Origin of the sequence: Azospirillum sp. ST 5-10, from assembly GCF_051225715.1 — a bacterium.
Lineage (GTDB): Bacteria > Pseudomonadota > Alphaproteobacteria > Azospirillales > Azospirillaceae > Azospirillum.
This window is the reverse complement of the sequence record NZ_JBPJSP010000006.1, coordinates 111463-130432: the sequence shown is the minus strand read 5'-3', so window position 1 is coordinate 130432 and position 18970 is coordinate 111463. Positions and strand designations below refer to the sequence as shown.

At 72.0% G+C, this 18970-nt stretch carries 17 protein-coding genes; 4 read left to right on the top strand and 13 right to left on the bottom strand.

Annotated elements, in window-relative coordinates:
- Window positions 1–85: 85 nt before the first annotated feature.
- The 10 genes from ACSBPG_RS09500 to ACSBPG_RS09455 all read right to left on the bottom strand — a co-directional run bounded on the left by ACSBPG_RS09500 (window position 86) and on the right by ACSBPG_RS09455 (window position 10551).
- Window positions 86–256, bottom strand: a complete 171-nt coding sequence (locus ACSBPG_RS09500; RefSeq protein ID WP_435536908.1) for a hypothetical protein — start codon at window positions 254–256, stop codon at window positions 86–88.
- Window positions 257–310: 54 nt separating this feature from the next.
- Window positions 311–1267 carry an iron exporter MbfA gene (gene mbfA / locus ACSBPG_RS09495; protein WP_435536907.1) on the bottom strand — a complete coding sequence of 319 codons (957 nt, stop codon included), beginning with the start codon at window positions 1265–1267 and terminating at the stop codon, window positions 311–313.
- A gap of 129 nt (window positions 1268–1396) precedes the next feature.
- Window positions 1397–1639: a type II toxin-antitoxin system Phd/YefM family antitoxin gene (locus ACSBPG_RS09490; RefSeq protein WP_435536906.1), complete on the bottom strand. Its 243-nt coding sequence runs from the start codon at window positions 1637–1639 to the stop codon at window positions 1397–1399.
- Window positions 1640–1696: 57 nt separating this feature from the next.
- Entirely contained in the window at window positions 1697–3169 is a 1473-nt protein-coding gene (gene xylB / locus ACSBPG_RS09485; protein ID WP_435536905.1) for a xylulokinase, read from the bottom strand.
- A 135-nt stretch (window positions 3170–3304) separates the two neighbouring features.
- Window positions 3305–4609 carry a xylose isomerase gene (xylA, locus tag ACSBPG_RS09480; RefSeq protein WP_435536904.1) on the bottom strand — a complete coding sequence of 435 codons (1305 nt, stop codon included), beginning with the start codon at window positions 4607–4609 and terminating at the stop codon, window positions 3305–3307.
- Between the two features lie 12 nt (window positions 4610–4621).
- Window positions 4622–5815: a Gfo/Idh/MocA family protein gene (locus ACSBPG_RS09475; RefSeq protein ID WP_435536903.1), complete on the bottom strand. Its 1194-nt coding sequence runs from the start codon at window positions 5813–5815 to the stop codon at window positions 4622–4624.
- 10 nt (window positions 5816–5825) lie between these two features.
- Window positions 5826–6881, bottom strand: a complete 1056-nt coding sequence (locus ACSBPG_RS09470; RefSeq protein ID WP_435536902.1) for a sugar phosphate isomerase/epimerase family protein — start codon at window positions 6879–6881, stop codon at window positions 5826–5828.
- Between the two features lie 141 nt (window positions 6882–7022).
- Entirely contained in the window at window positions 7023–7976 is a 954-nt protein-coding gene (locus tag ACSBPG_RS09465) for a substrate-binding domain-containing protein (protein WP_435536901.1), read from the bottom strand.
- A 57-nt stretch (window positions 7977–8033) separates the two neighbouring features.
- Window positions 8034–9038: an ABC transporter permease gene (locus ACSBPG_RS09460; RefSeq protein WP_435536900.1), complete on the bottom strand. Its 1005-nt coding sequence runs from the start codon at window positions 9036–9038 to the stop codon at window positions 8034–8036.
- Window positions 9019–10551 carry a sugar ABC transporter ATP-binding protein gene (locus ACSBPG_RS09455; RefSeq protein ID WP_435536899.1) on the bottom strand — a complete coding sequence of 511 codons (1533 nt, stop codon included), beginning with the start codon at window positions 10549–10551 and terminating at the stop codon, window positions 9019–9021. The genes ACSBPG_RS09460 and ACSBPG_RS09455 overlap by 20 nt, the downstream gene beginning before the upstream one ends.
- A 230-nt stretch (window positions 10552–10781) precedes the next feature.
- Between ACSBPG_RS09455 and ACSBPG_RS09450 the strand changes: the two genes are divergently transcribed.
- Complete coding sequence (locus tag ACSBPG_RS09450; RefSeq protein ID WP_435536898.1) at window positions 10782–11975, top strand: ROK family transcriptional regulator; 1194 nt, start codon at window positions 10782–10784, stop codon at window positions 11973–11975.
- 176 nt (window positions 11976–12151) lie between these two features.
- On the top strand, window positions 12152–12871 hold the full coding sequence (locus tag ACSBPG_RS09445) for an outer membrane protein (RefSeq protein ID WP_435536897.1): 720 nt from the start codon (window positions 12152–12154) through the stop codon (window positions 12869–12871).
- 41 nt (window positions 12872–12912) lie between these two features.
- On the opposite strand, the gene ACSBPG_RS09440 is transcribed toward ACSBPG_RS09445, so the two are convergent.
- Together ACSBPG_RS09440 and ACSBPG_RS09435 are read right to left on the bottom strand one after the other, a co-directional pair.
- Window positions 12913–13317, bottom strand: coding sequence for a type II toxin-antitoxin system VapC family toxin (locus ACSBPG_RS09440; protein WP_435536896.1), 405 nt, complete (start codon window positions 13315–13317; stop codon window positions 12913–12915).
- Window positions 13314–13550 (bottom strand): AbrB/MazE/SpoVT family DNA-binding domain-containing protein, encoded by a 237-nt coding sequence (locus tag ACSBPG_RS09435; protein ID WP_435536895.1) that lies wholly within the window; start codon window positions 13548–13550, stop codon window positions 13314–13316. Before ACSBPG_RS09435 ends, ACSBPG_RS09440 begins: the two co-directional genes overlap by 4 nt.
- A gap of 376 nt (window positions 13551–13926) precedes the next feature.
- Here ACSBPG_RS09435 and nifJ point away from each other — a divergent pair, with 376 nt between their 5' ends.
- On the top strand, window positions 13927–17490 hold the full coding sequence (gene nifJ / locus ACSBPG_RS09430) for a pyruvate:ferredoxin (flavodoxin) oxidoreductase (RefSeq protein WP_435536894.1): 3564 nt from the start codon (window positions 13927–13929) through the stop codon (window positions 17488–17490).
- A gap of 98 nt (window positions 17491–17588) precedes the next feature.
- Here nifJ and ACSBPG_RS09425 read toward each other — a convergent pair whose 3' ends face one another.
- Entirely contained in the window at window positions 17589–18389 is an 801-nt protein-coding gene (locus ACSBPG_RS09425; RefSeq protein ID WP_435536893.1) for an enoyl-CoA hydratase/isomerase family protein, read from the bottom strand.
- A 102-nt stretch (window positions 18390–18491) separates the two neighbouring features.
- Here ACSBPG_RS09425 and ACSBPG_RS09420 point away from each other — a divergent pair, with 102 nt between their 5' ends.
- Complete coding sequence (locus ACSBPG_RS09420; RefSeq protein WP_435536892.1) at window positions 18492–18947, top strand: MarR family winged helix-turn-helix transcriptional regulator; 456 nt, start codon at window positions 18492–18494, stop codon at window positions 18945–18947.
- The last annotated feature ends 23 nt before the right edge of the window (window positions 18948–18970 follow it).

Here is an 18970-nt window from a genome sequence, read left to right as displayed (position 1 = left end):
CACCGGATCGTGTCTGCCGATCGACGGTGCGCCTTCGGTCGGCAGCAAGGGGCGCAACGGCCCTCTTGCGCCGCGACCACCTCTCTCACGGCTCCCCGCCCCACCCCGCGCGGCCTTCCGACCCGTCGTCGCCGACGCGGACGCTGCCGAGGGAATAGGCGTCGCTCGACGGGACGGTGATCAGGTCGTCGAACACCAGGCCGGTCACCACCATCGCCACGAGGTAGAAGGCCAGGGCGGATGCGAATGCTTTCATGATCGGGCACCTCCGCATCGTGAACAGGCGGAACCGCCGCCGGGTTTCCCTCGCTCAGGCGCTGCCGATGAAGATGCCGGTGAGGAACACCAGCACGCCGCCGACCACCACCTGGAACGCCGCCGAGAGCAGCGGCGTGTCCATGTAGCGGTTGCGGATCCAGGCGATGACGCCCAGCTCGACCGCCACCACGGCGACCGCCAGCACGGTCGCGGTGTGGAAGTCGGGGATCAGGTAGGGCAGCGTGTGGCCGAGCCCGCCCAGCGCCGTCATCAGCCCGCAGACGACGCCGCGCAGCCAGGGGCTGCCGCGCCCGGTGAGGGAGCCGTTGTCCGACAGCGCCTCGGCGAAGCCCATGGAGATGCCGGCCCCCACCGCCGCGGCGAGGCCGACCAGGAAGGTCTCCCAGGTGTCCTGGGTGGCGAAGGCGGCGGCGAACAGCGGCGCCAGGGTCGAGACCGAGCCGTCCATCAGCCCGGCCAGGCCGGGCTGGACGATCTGCAGCACGAACAGCCGGCGCTCGGCGTCGTGCTCGGCCTGCTGGGCGGCGGCCGGCACGTACCTCTCCTCCAGCTCGACCGCCTTGCGCTCGTGGCGGCGCTCCTCGGCGGCGAGGTCGCCCAGCAGCTTGCGCACCGCCGTGTCGGTGGCGCGCTGGGCGGCGCGGGCGTAGAAGCGGCGGGTCTCCGCCTCCATGATCTCCGCCTGCTCGCGCACCGTCTCGATGTGCAGCGGGCGCGACAGCCACACCGGCCGGCGCCGCACGAAGCCGCGCACGTCCTGGCGGCGGATCAGCGGGATGCGGTCGCCGAAGCGGTCGCGGAAGAGGTCGAGCAGGCGGCGGCGGTGGCCGTTCTCCTCCTCCGCCATGGCGGAGAACATGCGGGCGGTGTCGGGGTAGGCGTCGCGCAGCCCGTCGGCGAACTCGTCGTAGATGCGCGAGTCCTCCTCCTCCAGCGAGATGGCCAGAGCGAGCAGTTCACGTTCACCGAGTTGCGAGAAGTCCATCATGGCGCACCGTCCGTCATCGTCGTCCCCCCTACACCCGCCGTATCGGGCCGGGGCAGCTGGTCGCGCCGCCGCCGGCAACCGTTCCGGCCGGCCGGCAGCAGCAGCAGCGGGGCGTGTCCAGCAGCAGCCTCACGGCCCGTCGCCGAACAGCCGCGCGGTCTCGGCGTCGCCCATCCGGTCGACATCGTCCGGCACGGCGATCGCGCCGGCCAGGAATCCGAGACGCGTCGGCGTCCCGGCCGGCGCAACGAGCGCCGTCACCTGGACCAGCGGCTTGCCGGCCTTGGCGATGACGAACGGCTCGCCCCGCGCAGCCTGATCGACCAGGCGCGACAGGTGAGTCTTGGCCTCGTGGATGTCGACGGTGCGCATGACGCCTCGGCGCGAATGGACCTGGTCCGCCAAACTTGGTTCACCGTCCGACTCCCATCAATGGGCAGCGCTGCGGAACGTCTCCTTCAAGGTGCCGTACAGGCCGCGGAACAACGCCAACCGCGGCGCCATGGCGGCGGCGAGCGCCGGGTCGGGCGTGTCGGTGCGCGCCGCCGCAAGGGTGCGGCAGACGTCCTCCGGCGCCTCGCCGGTGGCCGCCAGGCGGGCCAGCCGGGCGGCGCCGAACGCCGGGCCGACCTCGCCGCCCACGGGATAGACCAGCGGCCGACCCAGCACGCTGGCGAGGATGCGGCCCCACAGCGGACTGCGGGCACCGCCGCCGATGAACTGCATGGTGCCCACATCGGTGCCCGCCTCCTCGAGAACCGCCAGCCCGTCGGCGAAGGCGAAGGCCACCCCCTCCAGCACGGCGCGGGCCAGCGCGCCGCGGTCGGTGGTCGGCGTCATCCCGAACAGCACGCCGGTGGCGTGGGGGTCGTTGTGGGGCGTGCGCTCGCCCGAGAGGTAGGGCAGGAAGGTGAGACGGCCGATGTCGGGACCGGCGCGCTCGGCCTCGGCCAGCAGGGTGGCCTCGTCGGCCGCCCCGGTCAGCTTGGCGGCGAAGCTGAGGCAGCTCGCGGCGTTGAGCAGCACCGACATCTGGTGCCAGCGCCCGGGCAGGGCGTGGCAGAAGGCGTGCACGGCCCGCTCCGGGTTGGGGGCGAAACGGCCGGTGCTGACGAACAGCACGCCCGAGGTGCCGAGCGACAGGAAGGCCTGGCCGTCGCCCACCACGCCGACGCCGACCGCGCCGGCGGCGTTGTCGCCGGCCCCCGCCGCCACCGGCGTGCCGGCCGGCACCCCCCAGGCGGCGGCCACCTCGGGGCGCAGGCCGCCGGTCGGCTCGGAGCCCTCGAAGAGGCGCGGCATGTGGTCCTCCGTGAGCCCGGTCGCCGCCAGCACCTCGGCCGACCAGGCGCGCCGGGCGACGTCGAGCCACAGGGTGCCCGCGGAGTCCGAGAGGTCGGAGGCGCGCTCGCCGGTCATGCGCAGGCGCAGCCAGTCCTTGGGCAGCAGCACGGTGGCGGTGGCGGCGAAGACCGCGGGCTCGTGCGCCGCCACCCACAAGAGCTTGGGCGCGGTGAAGCCGGGCATGGCGCGGTTGCCGGTGATGGCGCGGAGCGAGGGCACGCGGCGTTCCAGCTCGGCGCACTCCGCCTCGCTGCGGCCGTCGTTCCACAGGATGGCCGGGCGCAGCACGCGGCCGCCGCGGTCCAGCAGGGTCGCCCCGTGCATCTGCCCCGACAGCCCGACGCCGCGCACCGCGGCGAGATCGGCGGCGTGGTCGCGCCTCAGCGCCGCCATCGCCGCGCCGGTGGCGCGCCACCAGTCCTCCGGGTCCTGCTCCGACCACAGGGGATGGGGCCGGCTGACGGTCAGCGGGCCGGTGGCCTGGGCGACGACGCGCTGCTCCCCGTCGACGAGGACCGCCTTGACGCCCGAGGTGCCGAGATCGATGCCGAGATACATGGCGCAGCTCCCGCGAATGAAGTGTCCGCGCCGGTCCCCCACCCCACCCTCCCCCACTGACGCGGGGGAGGGCTTGCTCCTCCCCCCGCGTCAGTGGGGGAGGGTGGGGTGGGGGACCGGCGCGTCCCTTTCCCGTCACACGTACCGGTTCACCAGGTTCTCCAGCATCTCCTGCCGGCCCGAGCGCGGCTTGGGGTCGAGGCCCCGGCCGGTGTCGGCGAGGTCGGCGAGCGACGCCCCGCTCATGATGCGCCGCCCCAGGTCGCCGTCCCAGCCGGCGTAGCGGTCCGCGACGTGGCGCTTCAGCTTCCCGTCCTCCACCAGCCGCGCCGCCGACAGCAGCGCCCGGGCCAGCGTGTCGACGCCGCCGACATGGGCGTGCACGAGGTCGAGCGGGTCGAGGCTCTGGCGGCGGATCTTGGCGTCGAAGTTGAAGCCGCCGGTGGTGAAGCCGCCGGCCTCCAGCATCCGCGCCATGGCCATGGTCAGGTCGACGTGGTCGTTGGGGAACTGGTCGGTGTCCCAGCCGTTCTGCGGATCGCCGCGGTTGATGTCGATCGAGCCGAAGATCCCCAGCGCCAGCGCCGTCGCCACCTCGTGCTCGAAGCTGTGGCCGGCCAGGGTGGCGTGGTTCACCTCGATGTTGACCCGCACCTCGTCCTCCAGCCCATAGCGCTTGAGGAAGCCGTAGACGGTGGCGACGTCGTGGTCGTACTGGTGCTTGGTCGGCTCCATCGGCTTGGGCTCGATCAGGATGGTGCCCTGGAAGCCGATCTTGTGCTTGTGCTCGACCACCGCCGACAGGAACCGGCCGAGCTGGTCGAGCTCGCGCGCCATGTCGGTGTTGAGCAGCGTCTCGTAGCCCTCGCGGCCGCCCCACAGCACGTAGTTGACGCCGCCCAGCCGCTTGGTCGCCTCCAGCGCGTCGCGCACCTGGGCGGCGGCGCAGGCGAACACCTCGGGGTCGGGGTTGGTCGCCGCCCCGCCCATGTAGCGCGGGTGGGAGAACAGGTTGGCGGTGCCCCACAGCAGCTTGACGGGCGAGCGCGCCATCCGCGCCTCGATCTTGTCGAGCATGCGGCGGAAGGCGTCCTGCGTCTCCGCCATGGCGCCCAGCTCGGGCGCCACGTCGCGGTCGTGGAAGGTGAAGAAGGGCAGGCCGAGGGTCTCGAACAGCTCGAACGCCACGTCCAGCTTCGCCTCGGCCTGGGCCATGGGGTCGCCCGGGCGCATCCACGGCCGGTCGAAGGTGCCGCCGCCGAACGGGTCGCCGCCCGGCCAGCAGAAGCTGTGCCAGTAGCACACGGCCATCCGCAGATGGTCCTCCATGCGCTTGCCCAGCACCGTGCGGTCGGGCTGGTACCAGCGGTAGGCCAGCGGGTTGTCGCTGTCCGGTCCCTCGTAGGGGACGCGGCCGATGCCGAAGAAGGGGTCCGTCATGCCGGGGGTCCTCTAAAGCGGTGTCCAGGTGGCGCCGCCGCGGCTGCTCGCCACGGCGGCGTGGATGAAGCGCACGCCGCGCACGCCGTCCCGCACGCCCGGCACCAGCAGCGCCTGCGGGTCGGGATCGCGGCCCGCCGCGCGGGCGGCGATCAGGTCGGCGGTGTCGCGGTAGAGCACGGCGAAGCCCTCCAGGTACCCCTCGGGGTGGCCGGAGGGGATGCGGGTGGCGTGGCCGGCCGCCGCATCGGCGCCGGGGCCGGCGCGGGTGATGAGGCGCGGCGGCTCGCCGAAGGGGGCGAAGCGCAGGTGGTTGGGCTGCTCCTGGAACCACTCCAGCCCGCCCTTGTCGCCGTAGACGCGCAGGCGCAGCCCGTTCTCGTTGCCGGGGGCCACCTGGCTCGCCCACAGCATGCCGCGGGCGCCGCCGGCGAAGCGCAGCAGCATCTGGGCGTGGTCGTCGAGCGGCCGGCCGGCGACGAAGGTGGTCAGCTCGGCCGCCAGTTCGGCGACCCGCTGGCCCGAGACGAACTCCGCCAGGTTGAAGGCGTGGGTGCCGATGTCGCCGATGCAGCCGCCGACCCCGCTGCGCGCCGGGTCGGTGCGCCAGGCCGCCTGCTTCTGCCCGCTCTCCTCGATCCGGGTGGTCAGCCAGTCCTGCGGGTACTCCACCTGCACCACCCGCACCGTGCCGATCAGGCCGCCCTCGACCATGGCGCGGGCCTGCCGCACCATGGGGTAGCCGGTGTAGTTGTGGGTCAGCGCGAAGACCAGACCGCTCCTCTCCACCGCCGCCGCCAGGTCCTCGGCGTCCGCCACCGTGGTGGTCATCGGCTTGTCGCAGATGACGTGGATGCCGGCGTCGAGGAACGCCCTGGCGGCGTCGTGGTGGACGTGGTTGGGGGTGACGACGGCGGCCACGTCGATGCCGTCGGGGCGCGCCGCCTCGGCCCGCGCCATCTCCCGGAAGTCGGCGTAGCAGCGCGCCGGGTCGAGCCGCAGGTCAGCGCCGCTCTCGCGGGCGCGCTGCGGGTCGGCCGACAGCGCGCCGGCCACCAGCTCGTAGCGGTCGTCGAGACGGGCGGCGATGCGGTGGACGGCGCCGATGAAGGCGCCGCGCCCGCCGCCGACCATGCCGAGGCGCAGGCGCCGGGTGACGCCGGCCCCCTCTTTCCCTTCAGCCCCCTGTTTCCCTTCAATGGTCATGGCGTCCTCCTCACCCGATGCCGAGGATGCGCCGGTTGGCGGCGAGGTCGGTGCCGGTGCCGGCGAAGTCGTCGAAGGCCTTCTCGGTCACCCGGATGATGTGGTGGTCGATGAACGCGGCACCCTCGGCCGCACCCTGCTCGGGGTGCTTCATGCAGCACTCCCACTCCAGCACCGCCCAGCCGTCGAAGCCGTACTGGGTCAGCTTGGAGAAGATGCCGGAGAAGTCGACCTGGCCGTCGCCCAGCGAGCGGAAGCGGCCGGCCCGGTCGATCCAGGGCTGGTAGCCGGAATAGACGCCCTGGCGCGCCGTCGGGTTGAACTCCGCGTCCTTGACGTGGAACATCTTGATGCGCGGGTGGTAGACGTCGATGTAGCCGAGATAGTCGAGCTGCTGCAGCACGAAGTGGCTGGGGTCGTAGAGGATGTTGCAGCGGGGATGCCCGTCCACCCGCTCCAGGAACATCTCGAAGGTGGCGCCGTCGAACAGGTCCTCGCCGGGGTGGATCTCGTAGCAGAGGTCGACGCCGGCGGCGTCGAAGGCGTCGAGGATCGGCCGCCAGCGCCGCGCCAGCTCGTCGAAGGCGGTCTCGATCAGGCCGGGCGGGCGCTGCGGCCAGGGATAGAGGAACGGCCAGGCGAGCGCGCCGGAGAAGGTGACGTGCGCCGTCAGCCCGAGGTTGGCCGAGGCCTTCGCCGCCTTCATCAGCTGGTCGACCGCCCATTCCTGGCGCGCCTTGGGATTGCCGCGCACCGCGGGGGCGGCGAAGCCGTCGAACGCCTCGTCGTAGGCGGGGTGGACGGCGACGAGCTGGCCCTGCAGGTGGGTCGACAGCTCGGTGACCTGGACGCCGGCCTCGGCGCAGATCCCCTTGACCTCGTCGCAGTAGTCCTTGCTCTCGGCGGCCTTGGCGAGATCGAAGAGGCGGGCGTCCCAGGAGGGGATCTGCACGCCCTTGAAGCCGAGGCCGGCGGCCCAGCGGGCGATGGCCGGCAGGCTGTCGAAGGGCGCCGCGTCGCCGGCGAACTGGGCCAGGAAGATCGCCGGCCCCTTGATGGTTTTCATGGCTTGTCTCCCAGATGCGGAGTGGTGGCGCCGGTCCCCCCTCCCGACCTCCCCCACTCACGCGGGGGGAGGAGAAAAGCCCTCCCCCGCGTGAGTGGGGGAGGGTTTGGGTGGGGGGCCGACGCGACGCGCCCGCCAGGATCAGAACGGCGAGTCCGGGTAGTAGTACTTCTCCGCGTTCTCCGGCGTGACCAGGGTCGCGTCGAGGATGTATTCCTTCTTGATCGGCGCCTTCTCCACCAGGTGCTTGGCGGTGATCTCCATGGCGTCGGCGATCATCGAGGGCGGATAGAGCACGTCGACGGGGACCAGCTTGTCCTTCTCCATGACGCGCTTGATCATGTCCTTCATGCCCGCACCGCCGACCACGAACATCTCGTTCTCGCGGCCGGCCTGCTTCACGGCCTCGATGACGCCCAGCGCGATGTCGTCGTCCTGCGCCCACACCGCGTCGATCTTCGGGAAGCGCGACAGGAAGTCCTGCATCACCTTGAAGCCGTCGTCGCGGTTCCAGTTGGCGTATTCCATCGCCAGGATCTCGATGCCCGAGCCCTCCAGCTCCTGCTTGAAGGCGTCGACCCGCTGGTTGTCGATGACGGTGGGGATGCCGCGCAGCACGACGATCTTGGCGCCCTTGCCGAGCCGGCTCTTGAAGTACTCGGCCGACACCTTGCCCATGGCCGGGTTGTTGCCGGCGACGTAGAGGTCCTGGATCGACGGGTCGGTGAGGCCGCGGTCGACGACGGTGACGAACTTGCCCTGGTTCTTCACCTCGCGCACCGGGTCGGTCAGCGGCGCCGATTCGAAGGGCAGGATGACCAGCGCGTCGATGGCGTGGATCGACACCAGGTCCTCCAGGTCGTTGGCCTGGGAGCCGGCGTCGCGCGCCGTGGCGATCTGGATCTCCAGGTTCGGGTACTGCGTCTCCAGGCGCTTCTCCGCCTGCTGGGCGTGCCAGTTGAGGCCGCCGGCCCAGCCGTGCGTCGCCGCCGGGATGGACACCCCCATCTTCACCTTGTCCTGGGCCACGGCGCCGCCGGCGGCGAGCGCCAGGCCGGCGGCGAGCGCCGCGGCGATACCGAACTTAACCGTCATGGTCGAACCTCCCGTTGGTCCGTGAATGGCCGGGTCTTGTCGGGCCCGGTCGTGGGGTCAGCGCCGCGAGGCGGCTCCGCGCTGGAGCAGCACCGCGACGATGATGATGGAGCCCTGGATGGCGCCGTTGAGATAGACGCTGATGGCGCCGGTCAGGTTGAGGATGTTGTCGATCAGGGTGAGCATCACCGCCCCCGCCACCGTGCCCCAGATGCGGCCGTAGCCGCCCTTCAACATGGTGCCGCCGATGATCACCGCGGCGATCGCCTCGAGTTCCCAGAGGAGCCCGGTGGTGGCCGAGGCCGAGCCGAGGCGCGGCACGTAGATGGTCACGGCGATGCCGACGCACAGGCCCTGCAGCGCGAAGGCCAGCGTCTTCACCCGGTCGACGTGGATCGAGGAGTAGCGCGCCACGTCCTCGCTGGAGCCGATGGCGGCGCAATAGCGCCCGAAGCGCGTGCGGTAGAGGATGACCGCCCCGGCCAGCGCCACCAGCGCGAAGGCCAGCACCGGAACCGGGATGCCCAGCACGTCGCCGTAGTAGAGCGGCCGGTACGTCGACCGCACGGTCGAGTTCAGGGACAGGGTGCCGCCGTCGGCGAGATAGGTGACCAGCGAGCGGAAGATGCCCATGGTGCCGAGGGTGACGATGAAGGCGTCGATGCGCCCCTTGGTCACCAGCACGCCGTTGACGAAGCCGGCCGCCAGCCCCAGCCCCAGGGCCACCAGGATGCCCACCAGCACGGTGGCGACCCCCGGTCCGAGGTCGGGCACCAGCGCGTTCATGGTGACGATCACCACGCCGGCGGCGAAGGCCGCCATGGAGCCGACCGACAGGTCGATGCCACCCGACGTGATGACGAAGGTCATGCCGACCGCGATGATGCCGATGAAGGCGGTGCGGGTCAGCACGTTGGCGATGTTGCCGGGGCTGAGGAACACCGGGTTGACGAGATAGCCCAGCAGCACCAGCGCGGCCAGCGCCAGGAACGGCCCCCAGAGCTTGAGGTCGAAGCTCGGCAGCGTCCGCCGCGCCATCACGTCAGGCGTGGACGAGGTCATGGGCAGCTCCCTTCAGGCCGGTGGCGTAGCGGACGATCTCGGCCTCCTCCAGCTCGCCGCCCTCCAAGGTGCCGGTGACGACGCCGGAGCGCATCACCACCACCCGGTGGGCGAGGCCGATGATCTCCGGCATCTCCGACGAGACGAGGATCACCGACCCGCCGCGGCCGGCGAAGTCGTGCAGGAAGCGGTAGATCTGCTGCTTCGTGCCGATGTCGATGCCGCGGGTCGGCTCGTCGGCGATGAGGATCTCGGGCTCCACCTGCATGGTCTTGGCGAGCAGCAGCTTCTGCTGGTTGCCGCCGCTCAGCGCCGAGACCGGCACCTCGGGATCGCGCACGCGGATGTCGAAGGCCTCCACGGCGCGCTCCAGCGCCGCCCGCTCCCGCGCCTCGTCGATGAACAGCGCGCCGTACCGGCGCAGCGCCAGCAGCGTCAGGTTGGGACGCAGCCCCTGATGGACCAGCAGCCCCTTGCCCTTGCGGTCCTCGGTCACGTAGGCGATGCCGGCGTTCACCGCGTGTTCCAGCGAATGGACGGCGAGCGGCCGGCCGTTGCGGGTGATCCGGCCGTGCGCGTGCGGGCGCAGGCCCAGCAGTCCCTCCATCAGCTCGGTCCGGCCCGCGCCGACCAGCCCGAAGAACCCGAGGATCTCGCCCCGGCGCAGCGCGAAGGAGGCGCCGCGCACCCAGCCCGGCACGTCGAGATGCTCCACCGCCAGCACCACCGGCGAGTCGCCGGGCGGCGGCTCCTTGGGCGGGTAGAGGTCGGCGATGGAGCGGCCGACCATGAGCTGGGCGATGGCGTCCTGGTCGAGCCCGGCCGCCGGCCGGGTCGCGACGTGCCGGCCGTCGCGCAGCACCGTCACCCGGTCGGCGATGGCCTTCACCTCGTTCAGCTTGTGGGAGATGTAGACGATGCCCACGCCCTGCGCGGTCAGGCGGCGGATCAGGCGGAACAGCACCTCGGTCTCGGCGCCGGTCAGCACCGCCGTCGGCTCGTCCATGATCAGCACGCGCACCTCGCGCGACACCGCCTTGGCGATCTCCACCATCTGCTTCTCGGAGACGCTGAGGTCGCGCACCCGGCGGCGCGGGTCGATCCGGCACTCCAGGCTCTCCAGCACCTCGCGGGCGCGCGCCCGCATGGCGCGGCGGTCGAGGAAGAGGCCGCGCCGCAGCTCGCGGCCGAGGAAGATGTTCTCCTCGGCGCTGAGGTGGTCGGCCAGGTTGAACTCCTGGTGGATGAGGACGATCCCCAGCGCCTCGCGCGCCCCCGGGCCGTCCGCCGGCGCCGGTGCGCCGTCCACCGTCACGCCGCCCGCCGTCGGCGGCAGATAGCCGCCGAGGATCTTCATCAGGGTCGATTTGCCGGCGCCGTTCTCGCCGACCAGCGCGTGCACCTCGCCCGGCCGCACGTCGAAATCGACGCCGAACAGGACCGGCACCGGCCCGAACGACTTCGACACGCCCTGCGCCGCCAGAACCGCGTCACCCGGAACCGCGTCACTCATGGGGCCACTCCCCTCCCATCCTGTCCGACCGGTCCGCAGTCATTTGTTCGTGCTGCGAATTGGATAGACGGTCGAACTAATTTGACGCTACGCTTCCTCGGCGGCGGCGTCAACCCGCTTCGGGAGGGGGGCGGAGGGGACGTCGACGGCGTACCGGCGACCGTCCAGAGGACGTATGATCGACCGTCCAGAGGACGTATGATCGGCGGCGATTCGGGAAGAGGACGTGCATGCGCGCCAGCGTCAACTCGGCATCGATCCGGCGGCTCAACGTGATCCGGACCTTCCATGCGCTGCGCGAGCACCCGCACTGCTCGCAGCGCGACCTCGTGCAGCTGACCGGGCTGGACAAGGCGACGACCTCGGCGATCGTCGCCCAGCTCATGGAGGAGGGGCTGATCGAGCGCACCGAGCCGGCGCGCGCGGCGACCCGGCGGGTGCGCCGGGTCGGCCGGCCGGAGACGGCGCTGGCGATCAGCCCGTCGGCCGGGCTGCTGGTGGGGGCGCGGCTGGAGCCGGTGACGATCCGCATCCTCACCGCCACGCTCGCCGGCACGGTGCTCGGGCAGGTGCAGATCCCCGGCAGCCGCGACATCGGCGAGGCGCTGCGGCGCCTGCACGAGGGCATCGACCGGGCGGTGGCGGCCAGCGGCGGCGGCCGGCCGGTGCGCGGCATCGGCATCGGCCTGCCCGGCCTGATGGACCGCAGCGGCCGGCTGGTGCTGGCGCCCAACCTGGGCTGGCGCGACGCGCCGATCCAGCCGCTGCTGCAGGCCGCCCTCGACGCGCCCGTCTACGCCGACAACGACACCAAGGCGGCGGCGCTGGCCGAACGCCTGTTCGGCGCCTGCCGCGCCGTCGAGGACTTCCTCTACCTCACCGGCCATTCCGGCGTCGGCGGCGGGCTGTTCCTGGGCGGCCGGCTCTACCGCGGCGCCTCGGGCTTCGCCGGGGAGATCGGCCACGTCACGGTGGTGGCCGACGGCCGGCCCTGCGGCTGCGGCAAGCGCGGCTGCCTGGAGACCTACGTCTCCGAATCGGCGATCCTCAGCCGGCTGGCCGAGCAGGGCCGCCCGCTGCCCGATCTCGCCGAGGTGGCCGCGGCGGCGGCGGCCGGCGACCCCGTGGTGACCGCCCTGCTGGAGGAGGTCGGCGGCTACCTGGGGCTGGCGGTGTCGCACGTCGTCAATCTGCTCAACCCCTCCCTGGTGCTGCTCGGCGGAGCACTGACCCTGGTCGCCGACGTCGTCCTGCCGGCCCTGGAGCGGGCGCTCGCCCGCCACGCCCTGGCGCCCACCCTGTCCGGCCTCAAGCTGATGGTGTCGCCGCTGGGCGCCGACGCCGTGCCCATCGGCGGCATCGCGCTCGCCATGGAGGGATTCCTCGCCGCCCGCGACACGGTGCGGCCGCTGCTTCACGCGTGAGCGGGACGACTCCGCCCCGCAACCGGCGCTGGCCCGCGATCACCGAAAAGCAGGATATGTTCAACTTGCATTCGTACGATTGCGTATTGATTCCTCTGGGGATCGATGCGCGCGCGCGGTGACGACCGCCCGTACCACCCTGTCGGTGCGACCCGATGATCTGGAGATTCGTGCCCGTGAAACACATCCTACCGATCACGGCGGTCCTCGCCGCCGCCACGCTGTCGCACGCCGCGGCGCAGACGCCGCAGTCGGTGACCGCGACCTTCGGCGATGCCTATGTCGGCCTGTCGGCCGGCGTGCTGATCCCCACCGACACCGACCAGACGCTCACCGGAGCGTTCGCCGGCGCGCCGGTGTCGGGCTCCGGCAAGCTGTCGTACAAGCCCGGGGTCCTCGTCGATCTGCGCGCCGGCTACCACTTCAACCCGTATCTGGCGGCCGAAGCGGACATCGCCTATTCCCGCTACACCTATGACAGCTTCGACGGCACGCTGACCGCCGGCGGGTTCGCCGTCAGCGGGACCAAGTTCGACGGCCACGTCACGAACTGGCTGGGATTCGTGAACGCCATCGTCACGCCGCTCGGCCGCAAGGGCTTCTCCCCCTACGTCGGCGCCGGCATCGGCGCCAGCGCCTACGAGGCCAAGGTGGACAGCGCCACCGTCAGCAACATCGGCAGCTTCACCGTCGATTCGAAGACGACCAACGTCGACTTCGCCGCCAACGCCATGGTCGGGTTCGACTACGCGGTCTCCGACGCGGTCTCCGTCGGCGCCCGCTACCGCTTCATCTGGACGGACTCGGCGACGACGGAGTCCTCCGGCGGCCTGACCACGGAGTCCGGCAACGTCCGCCACCACGCCCTGTCGCTCACCGCGACCTACCGGTTCTGAGGGCAAGCGCCGTCGCCACCCACGGTCGTGGCGACGGCGCGTCATCGATCGGGAGCGATCAGCCGCACCGTCGGGAAGTGGCGGCGGTAGCGCCGCACGTCGCGCGTCAGCAGGGCGAGATCGGCGACGGCGGCGTGCGCGCCGATGAAGAAGTCCGGCAACACGCCCGTCTTTGTCCCGCCCGTCGCGCGATAGCTCAGAAACGCCTTCCCCGCCAGGAACAGCGCGTCGCGGGGGATGGGCTCGACGGTGATGCCCGCGTCGGCCAGCACCGCATCCAAGTCCTCGATGCGGTCGTAACCGATGGACAGTTCGGCGTAGATGACGGCGTTGATGAGCAGCGCACCGCCGAGTCCCGCGGCCTCGAGCCGCTGCAGCGACCAGGAGCCCCAGACGGGATCGTCGGTCACGACATCCAGGAGAACGTTGGTGTCGACGAGCGTCACGCTCCCTCGCCGCGGGTCAGGGCCATGATGTCCTCGGTGCTGAGGCGTCGCGTGGCGCTGCCTCGCAGACGCTCGAACCGGCTGCGCCGCGGCTCGGCATCGATCTTGGTCAGCACCACCCGCCCGTCCTCCGCGAGGTGGAAGTCGACCGCGCTGCCGGGCTCGATGCCGAGAAAGTCACGAATCGGCTTCGGGATCGTCACCTGACCCTTGCTCGTCACCGTCGTCGCCATCGTCGCCTCCGTATTACCGCGCCGCGCTCAAGTAATACATGGTGCCGGTGGCCGGTTTCGGCGAGGGCGACGGGTGGGGTGCCGACACGTTGTGCGACACGCTGCCGCAACACGGTGGCGGCGGCCACTCCGCGCTTTCTGCACCGCGATTCCCTGCCGTATCGTTGATGTCCGGCTGAGAGGCGAGGCGCGGCGCCCGCCCGTTGCTCAAAAAAACAGTGCGAAGAACCGTCCGTGAGGAAGGCCCGAGGCGGGCCCGCATGCGCTCCGGAATCCGTGCGAACGCCGGCTTCCAGGCGACCCCAGTTCGAGGTCGGGACGCGGGCGGCGGCTTGGACATCGATCCTGCGAACAACGTCCGGGAAAGACATTGCCGATGAGCACAGGCAAGGACATCGCCGTCATGGACGGCAACGAGGCCGCGGCGTCGGTCGCCTACCGCGCCAGCGAGGTGATCGCGATCTACCCGATCACCCCCTCCTCCGCGATGGGCGAGCTGTCCGACGAATGGGCCGCCCACGGCGCCACCAACGTGTGGGGCGACGTCCCGCAGGTGGTGGAGATGCAGTCCGAAGGCGGGGCGGCCGGCGCCGTCCACGGCGCCCTGCAGGCGGGCACGCTGGCGACGACCTTCACGGCGTCGCAGGGGCTGCTGCTGATGATCCCCAACATGTACAAGATCGCCGGCGAGCTCACCCCCTTCTGCATGCACGTGGCGGCGCGCACCCTGGCGACCCACGCGCTCTCCATCTTCGGCGACCATTCCGACGTCATGGCCTGCCGCCAGACCGGCTTCGCTATGCTGGCCTCGACCAACGTCCAGGAGGCGCACGACCTGGCCCTGGTGGCGCACGCCGCGACCCTGCGGGCGCGCGTGCCGTTCCTGCACTTCTTCGACGGCTTCCGCACCTCCCACGAGGTGAACCGCGCCGAGCGGCTGTCCGACGACGACCTCCGCGCGCTCCTCGACGACGACGCGGTCGCCGCGCACCGCCGCCGCGGCCTCAGCCCCGACCACCCGGCGGTGCGCGGCACGGCGCAGAACCCGGACGTCTTCTTCCAGGCCCGCGAGGCGATCAACCGCTACTACGAGGCCTGCCCCGCCGTGGTCCAGGAGATGATGGACCGGCTGGCGGCCCGCACCGGGCGGCGCTATCACCTCTACGACTACGTCGGCCACCCCGACGCCGAGCGGGTCGTCGTCGCCATGGGCTCGGGCGCCGAGACCTGCGCCGAGACGGCGCGCCACCTGGCCGAGCGCGGCGAGCGGGTCGGCTGCCTGGTGGTCCGCCTGTTCCGGCCCTTCGCCGTCGCCGAGTTCGCGACCGCCCTGCCGGCCGGCGTGCGACGCATCGCCGTACTCGACCGCACCAAGGAGCCGGGCGCCGTCGGCGAGCCGCTCTACCTCGACGTGGTGGCGGCGCTGGCCGAGGCGCGCGCCGCCGGCAGCCGGGTCGCCGAGCCGGTGGTGATCGGCGGCCGCTACGGCCTGTCGTCCAAGGAGTTCACGCCGGCCATGGCCAAGGCCGTGTTCGACGAGCTGCGGCGCGACCGCCCGAAGCGGCGCTTCACCGTCGGCATCGACGACGACGTCACCCACACCTCGATCCCCTGGGACCCGGCCTTCGACATCGAGGGCGCGGAGGTGTCGCGCGCCGTCTTCTTCGGGCTGGGCGCCGACGGCACGGTGGGAGCCAACAAGAACTCCATCAAGATCATCCAGAAGCACACCAGCGGGTACGCCCAGGCCTATTTCGTCTACGACAGCCGCAAGTCCGGGTCGACCACCGTGTCGCACCTGCGCTTCTCGCCGCGGCCGATCCACGCCCCCTACCTGATCGGCCGGGCGCAGTTCGTCGCCTGCCACCATTTCCCGCTCCTGGAGCGCATGGAGGTGGTGGAGATGGCGGCACCCGGCGCCACCGTGCTGCTCAACGCCCCCGGCACGCCGGAGGAGGTGTGGGCGGCGCTGCCGCGCGAGGTGCAGCAGGCCTGCATCGACCGGCGGGTGGCGCTCTACACCGTCGACGCCACCGCGGTGGCGCGCGACACCGGTCTGGGGCGGCGCATCAACACCATCATGCAGACCTGCTTCTTCGCGCTGGCCAAGGTGATGCCCCACGCCGACGCCGTCGCCGACATCAAGGCGGCGATCGCCAAGACCTACGGGCGGCGCAGCGAGGAGGTGGTGCGGCGCAACTTCGCCGCCGTCGACCAGGCCCTGGCCAACCTCAGGCGCATCCCCCTGCCCGACCGCGCCGAGGCCGGCCACGACCGGCCGCCGGCGGTGCCGGACGGCGCGCCCGACTTCGTCCGCCGGGTGACCGCCGCCATGATCGCCGGCCACGGCGACCGGCTGCCGGTCTCGGCCTTCCCGGTGGACGGCACCTGGCCCAGCGGCACCTCCCGGTTCGAGCGGCGCTCCATCGCCACCGAGGTGCCGGTGTGGAACGCCGCGGCCTGCATCCAGTGCAACAAGTGCACGCTGGTCTGCCCGCAGGCGGTGATCCGCGCCAAGGCGGTGCCGGACGCGGCGCTGGCCGACGCCCCGGCCGGCTTCGCCACCCTGCCCTACCGCGGCCGCGAGTTCCCCGGCGCGCGCTACACCCTGCAGGTGTCGCCCGGCGACTGCACGGGCTGCTCGCTGTGCGTCGCCGCCTGCCCGGCCAAGGACAAGGCCGACCCGACGCGCAAGGGCCTGGAGATGCGGCCGCTCGCCGAGCAGCCGGGGCTGCAGGCCGCCTTCGACTATTTCCTGACCCTGCCCGAGGCGCCGCGCGACCGCATCCCGACGACGGTCAAGCACACCCAGCTGCTGCAGCCGCTCTTCGAGTTCTCGGGGGCCTGCGCCGGCTGCGGCGAGACGCCCTACATCAAGCTGCTGACCCAGCTCTTCGGCGACCGCATGCTGATCGCCAACGCCACCGGCTGCTCGTCGATCTACGGCGGCAACCTGCCGACCACGCCCTACACCACCGGCCCCGACGGGCGCGGGCCGGCCTGGGCCAACTCGCTGTTCGAGGACAACGCCGAGTTCGGCCTCGGCCTGCGCGTCGCACTGGACCAGCTGACGGCGCAGGCCAAGACCCTGCTCGGCTCGCTGTCGGCCGGTCTCGACGGCCGCCTGGTCGAGGCGCTGATGACGGCCCGGCAGGACGACGCGGCCGGCATCGCCGCCCAGCGCGCCCGCGTCGCCGACCTGCGGGCACTCCTCGCCGACCGGCGCGACCCGGCGGCGCGGCGGCTGGCCGAACTGGCCGAGCACCTCGTGCGCCGGACGGTGTGGATCGTCGGCGGCGACGGCTGGGCCTACGACATCGGCTATGGCGGCCTCGACCACGTGCTGGCCTCGGGGCGCGACGTGAACGTGCTGGTGATGGACACGGAGGTCTACTCCAACACCGGCGGCCAGCAGTCCAAGGCCACCCCCATCGGCGCCTCGGCCAAGTTCGCCACCGCCGGCCGCGCCGTCGCCAAGAAGGACCTCGGCCTGATCGCCATGGCCTACGAGCACGTCTACGTCGCCCGCACCGCCTTCGGTGCCCGCGATTCCCAGACGCTGAACGCGCTCGTCGAGGCCGAGAGCTACCGCGGTCCGTCGCTGGTCCTGGCCTACAGCCACTGCATCGCCCACGGCTACGACCTCGCCAACGGCCTGGCGCAGCAGAAGCTGGCGGTGGACAGCGGCCACTGGCCGCTCTACCGCTACGATCCGCGCCGCCTCGACCGCGGCGAGGCGCCGCTGGAGCTGGACAGCGACGCCCCGTCGGTGCCGCTGGCGACGTTCATGGCCAACGAGGCGCGCTTCCGCATGGTGGAGCGCGACAACCCCGAGCGCTACCGCGCCCTGGTGGCCGCGGCCGAAGCCAACAACCACCTGAAGCTCGACCTCTACCGCCACCTCGCCGGCTTCACCGAGCCGGTCGCCGGCGAGGACTGAAGGGGGACGGGCGATCCGCGACGCCGTGTCCGCGGGCTGAGCCTCTCTCCTCCGGGGGGCCCGGCCCGGCGGCGGGTGCGATGGCGTACCGGGGGGCGCTATGCCCCCCGGTACGCCGGCGGCCGCTTCTCCAGGAACGCGGCCGGACCTTCACGGGCGTCGGCGCTGGACATCACCCGCTCGCGCGCCGCGTCCTCCAGGCGGAACGCCTCCTCCTCGGAGCGCCCGAGGCTGGCCCGGACGGTGCGCTTGATCTCGCGCACGGCCAGCGGCCCGTTGCCGGCGATGCGCTCGGCGACCTGCAGGGCGTGCGGCAGGACCGCGTGCGCGGGCACCACCCGGTTGACCAGGCCGAGCCGCAGGGCGTCGGCGGCCGGCAGCGGGTCGCCGACCAGCATCATCTCCATCGCCGCGCACAGCGGCACCTGGTGCGGCAGCCGGCTGAGCGCGCCGGCGAACGGCACCAGGGCGTGGCGCACCTCGGGCAGGCCGAAGACCGCCTCCTCCGCGGCGATGCGGATGTCCGTGCCGAGCAGGAGCTCGGTGCCGCCAGCCAGGCAATGGCCGTTGACGGCGGCGATGACCGGCTTGTCCAGGGCGTCGCGCAGCGCGGCCCGGACGAGCAGGTCGGGGTCGGCGGCCACCCGGCGCTCGAACTCGTCCTGCGGCTGCCGCGCCCCGGTCAGCAACGGCAGGCTCTTCTCCAGGTCGCCGCCCGAGCAGAAGGCCGGCCCGGCCCCGGTCACCACCAGCACCCGCACCTCCGGGTCCTCGGCGGCCCGGGCGTAGGCCTCCACCAGGCGGCAGGCCATTTCGGGGTCGATGGCGTTGCGCACCTCCGGCCGGTTGAGGGTGATCACCGCCACCGCGCCGCGTCGCTCCCACAGCACCACGCCCATTCCGCTCGACTCCCATATTGATTTTCGCAAACTTGTTCGATAGAAACCTATCTTGTGAAAACCAATCAGCTCTGTCAATCATCGGCGCCGGAGGGACGGCGAATGGATTTCAGCTTCATCGGCGATCTCGTCAGCTTCCGCATCCGCCTGGTGCAGATCGCCGCCTTCAAGGATTTCGAGGAGGGGCTGCGCCGGTTCGGCGTGGTGCCGCGCTATTTCGGCCTGCTCACCCTCATCGAGAACAACCCCGGCATGCCGCAGGCCCGGCTGGCCGAGGCCGTCCACCTCATGCGCTCCAGCCTGGTGCCGATCCTCGACAAGCTGGAGGCGGAGGGGCTGGTGGCGCGCCGCGACTCGCCCACCGACCGCCGCGCCAAGGGGGTGTGGCTGACCGCCAAGGGCGCCAAGGCGCTCGCCCGCATCCGCCCGCTGGTCCGCCAGCACGAGGAGCGCCTGACCCACGGCATGACCGAGGAGGAGAAGGCGGCGCTGCTGGGCCTGCTGCGCCGCGTCGACGACAACCTGCGACAGGCCAAGGCCGCCCGGAGCGCGGCCTGACCCGAACACGGGGGCCGCGGCCA

Coding starts and splice junctions, on each gene's coding strand:
- ACSBPG_RS09455 (WP_435536899.1), bottom strand. CDS start 10,551: ATGAGTGACGCGGTTCCGGGTGACGCGGTTCTGGCGGCGCAGGGCGTG.
- ACSBPG_RS09425 (WP_435536893.1), bottom strand. CDS start 18,389: ATGGGCGTGGTGCTGTGGGAGCGACGCGGCGCGGTGGCGGTGATCACC.
- ACSBPG_RS09465 (WP_435536901.1), bottom strand. CDS start 7,976: ATGACGGTTAAGTTCGGTATCGCCGCGGCGCTCGCCGCCGGCCTGGCG.
- ACSBPG_RS09420 (WP_435536892.1), top strand. CDS start 18,492: ATGGATTTCAGCTTCATCGGCGATCTCGTCAGCTTCCGCATCCGCCTG.
- ACSBPG_RS09490 (WP_435536906.1), bottom strand. CDS start 1,639: ATGCGCACCGTCGACATCCACGAGGCCAAGACTCACCTGTCGCGCCTG.
- xylA (WP_435536904.1), bottom strand. CDS start 4,609: ATGACGGACCCCTTCTTCGGCATCGGCCGCGTCCCCTACGAGGGACCG.
- xylB (WP_435536905.1), bottom strand. CDS start 3,169: ATGTATCTCGGCATCGATCTCGGCACCTCGGGCGTCAAGGCGGTCCTC.
- ACSBPG_RS09475 (WP_435536903.1), bottom strand. CDS start 5,815: ATGACCATTGAAGGGAAACAGGGGGCTGAAGGGAAAGAGGGGGCCGGC.
- nifJ (WP_435536894.1), top strand. CDS start 13,927: ATGAGCACAGGCAAGGACATCGCCGTCATGGACGGCAACGAGGCCGCG.
- ACSBPG_RS09470 (WP_435536902.1), bottom strand. CDS start 6,881: ATGAAAACCATCAAGGGGCCGGCGATCTTCCTGGCCCAGTTCGCCGGC.
- ACSBPG_RS09500 (WP_435536908.1), bottom strand. CDS start 256: ATGAAAGCATTCGCATCCGCCCTGGCCTTCTACCTCGTGGCGATGGTG.
- ACSBPG_RS09435 (WP_435536895.1), bottom strand. CDS start 13,550: ATGGCGACGACGGTGACGAGCAAGGGTCAGGTGACGATCCCGAAGCCG.
- ACSBPG_RS09460 (WP_435536900.1), bottom strand. CDS start 9,038: ATGACCTCGTCCACGCCTGACGTGATGGCGCGGCGGACGCTGCCGAGC.
- mbfA (WP_435536907.1), bottom strand. CDS start 1,267: ATGATGGACTTCTCGCAACTCGGTGAACGTGAACTGCTCGCTCTGGCC.
- ACSBPG_RS09450 (WP_435536898.1), top strand. CDS start 10,782: ATGCGCGCCAGCGTCAACTCGGCATCGATCCGGCGGCTCAACGTGATC.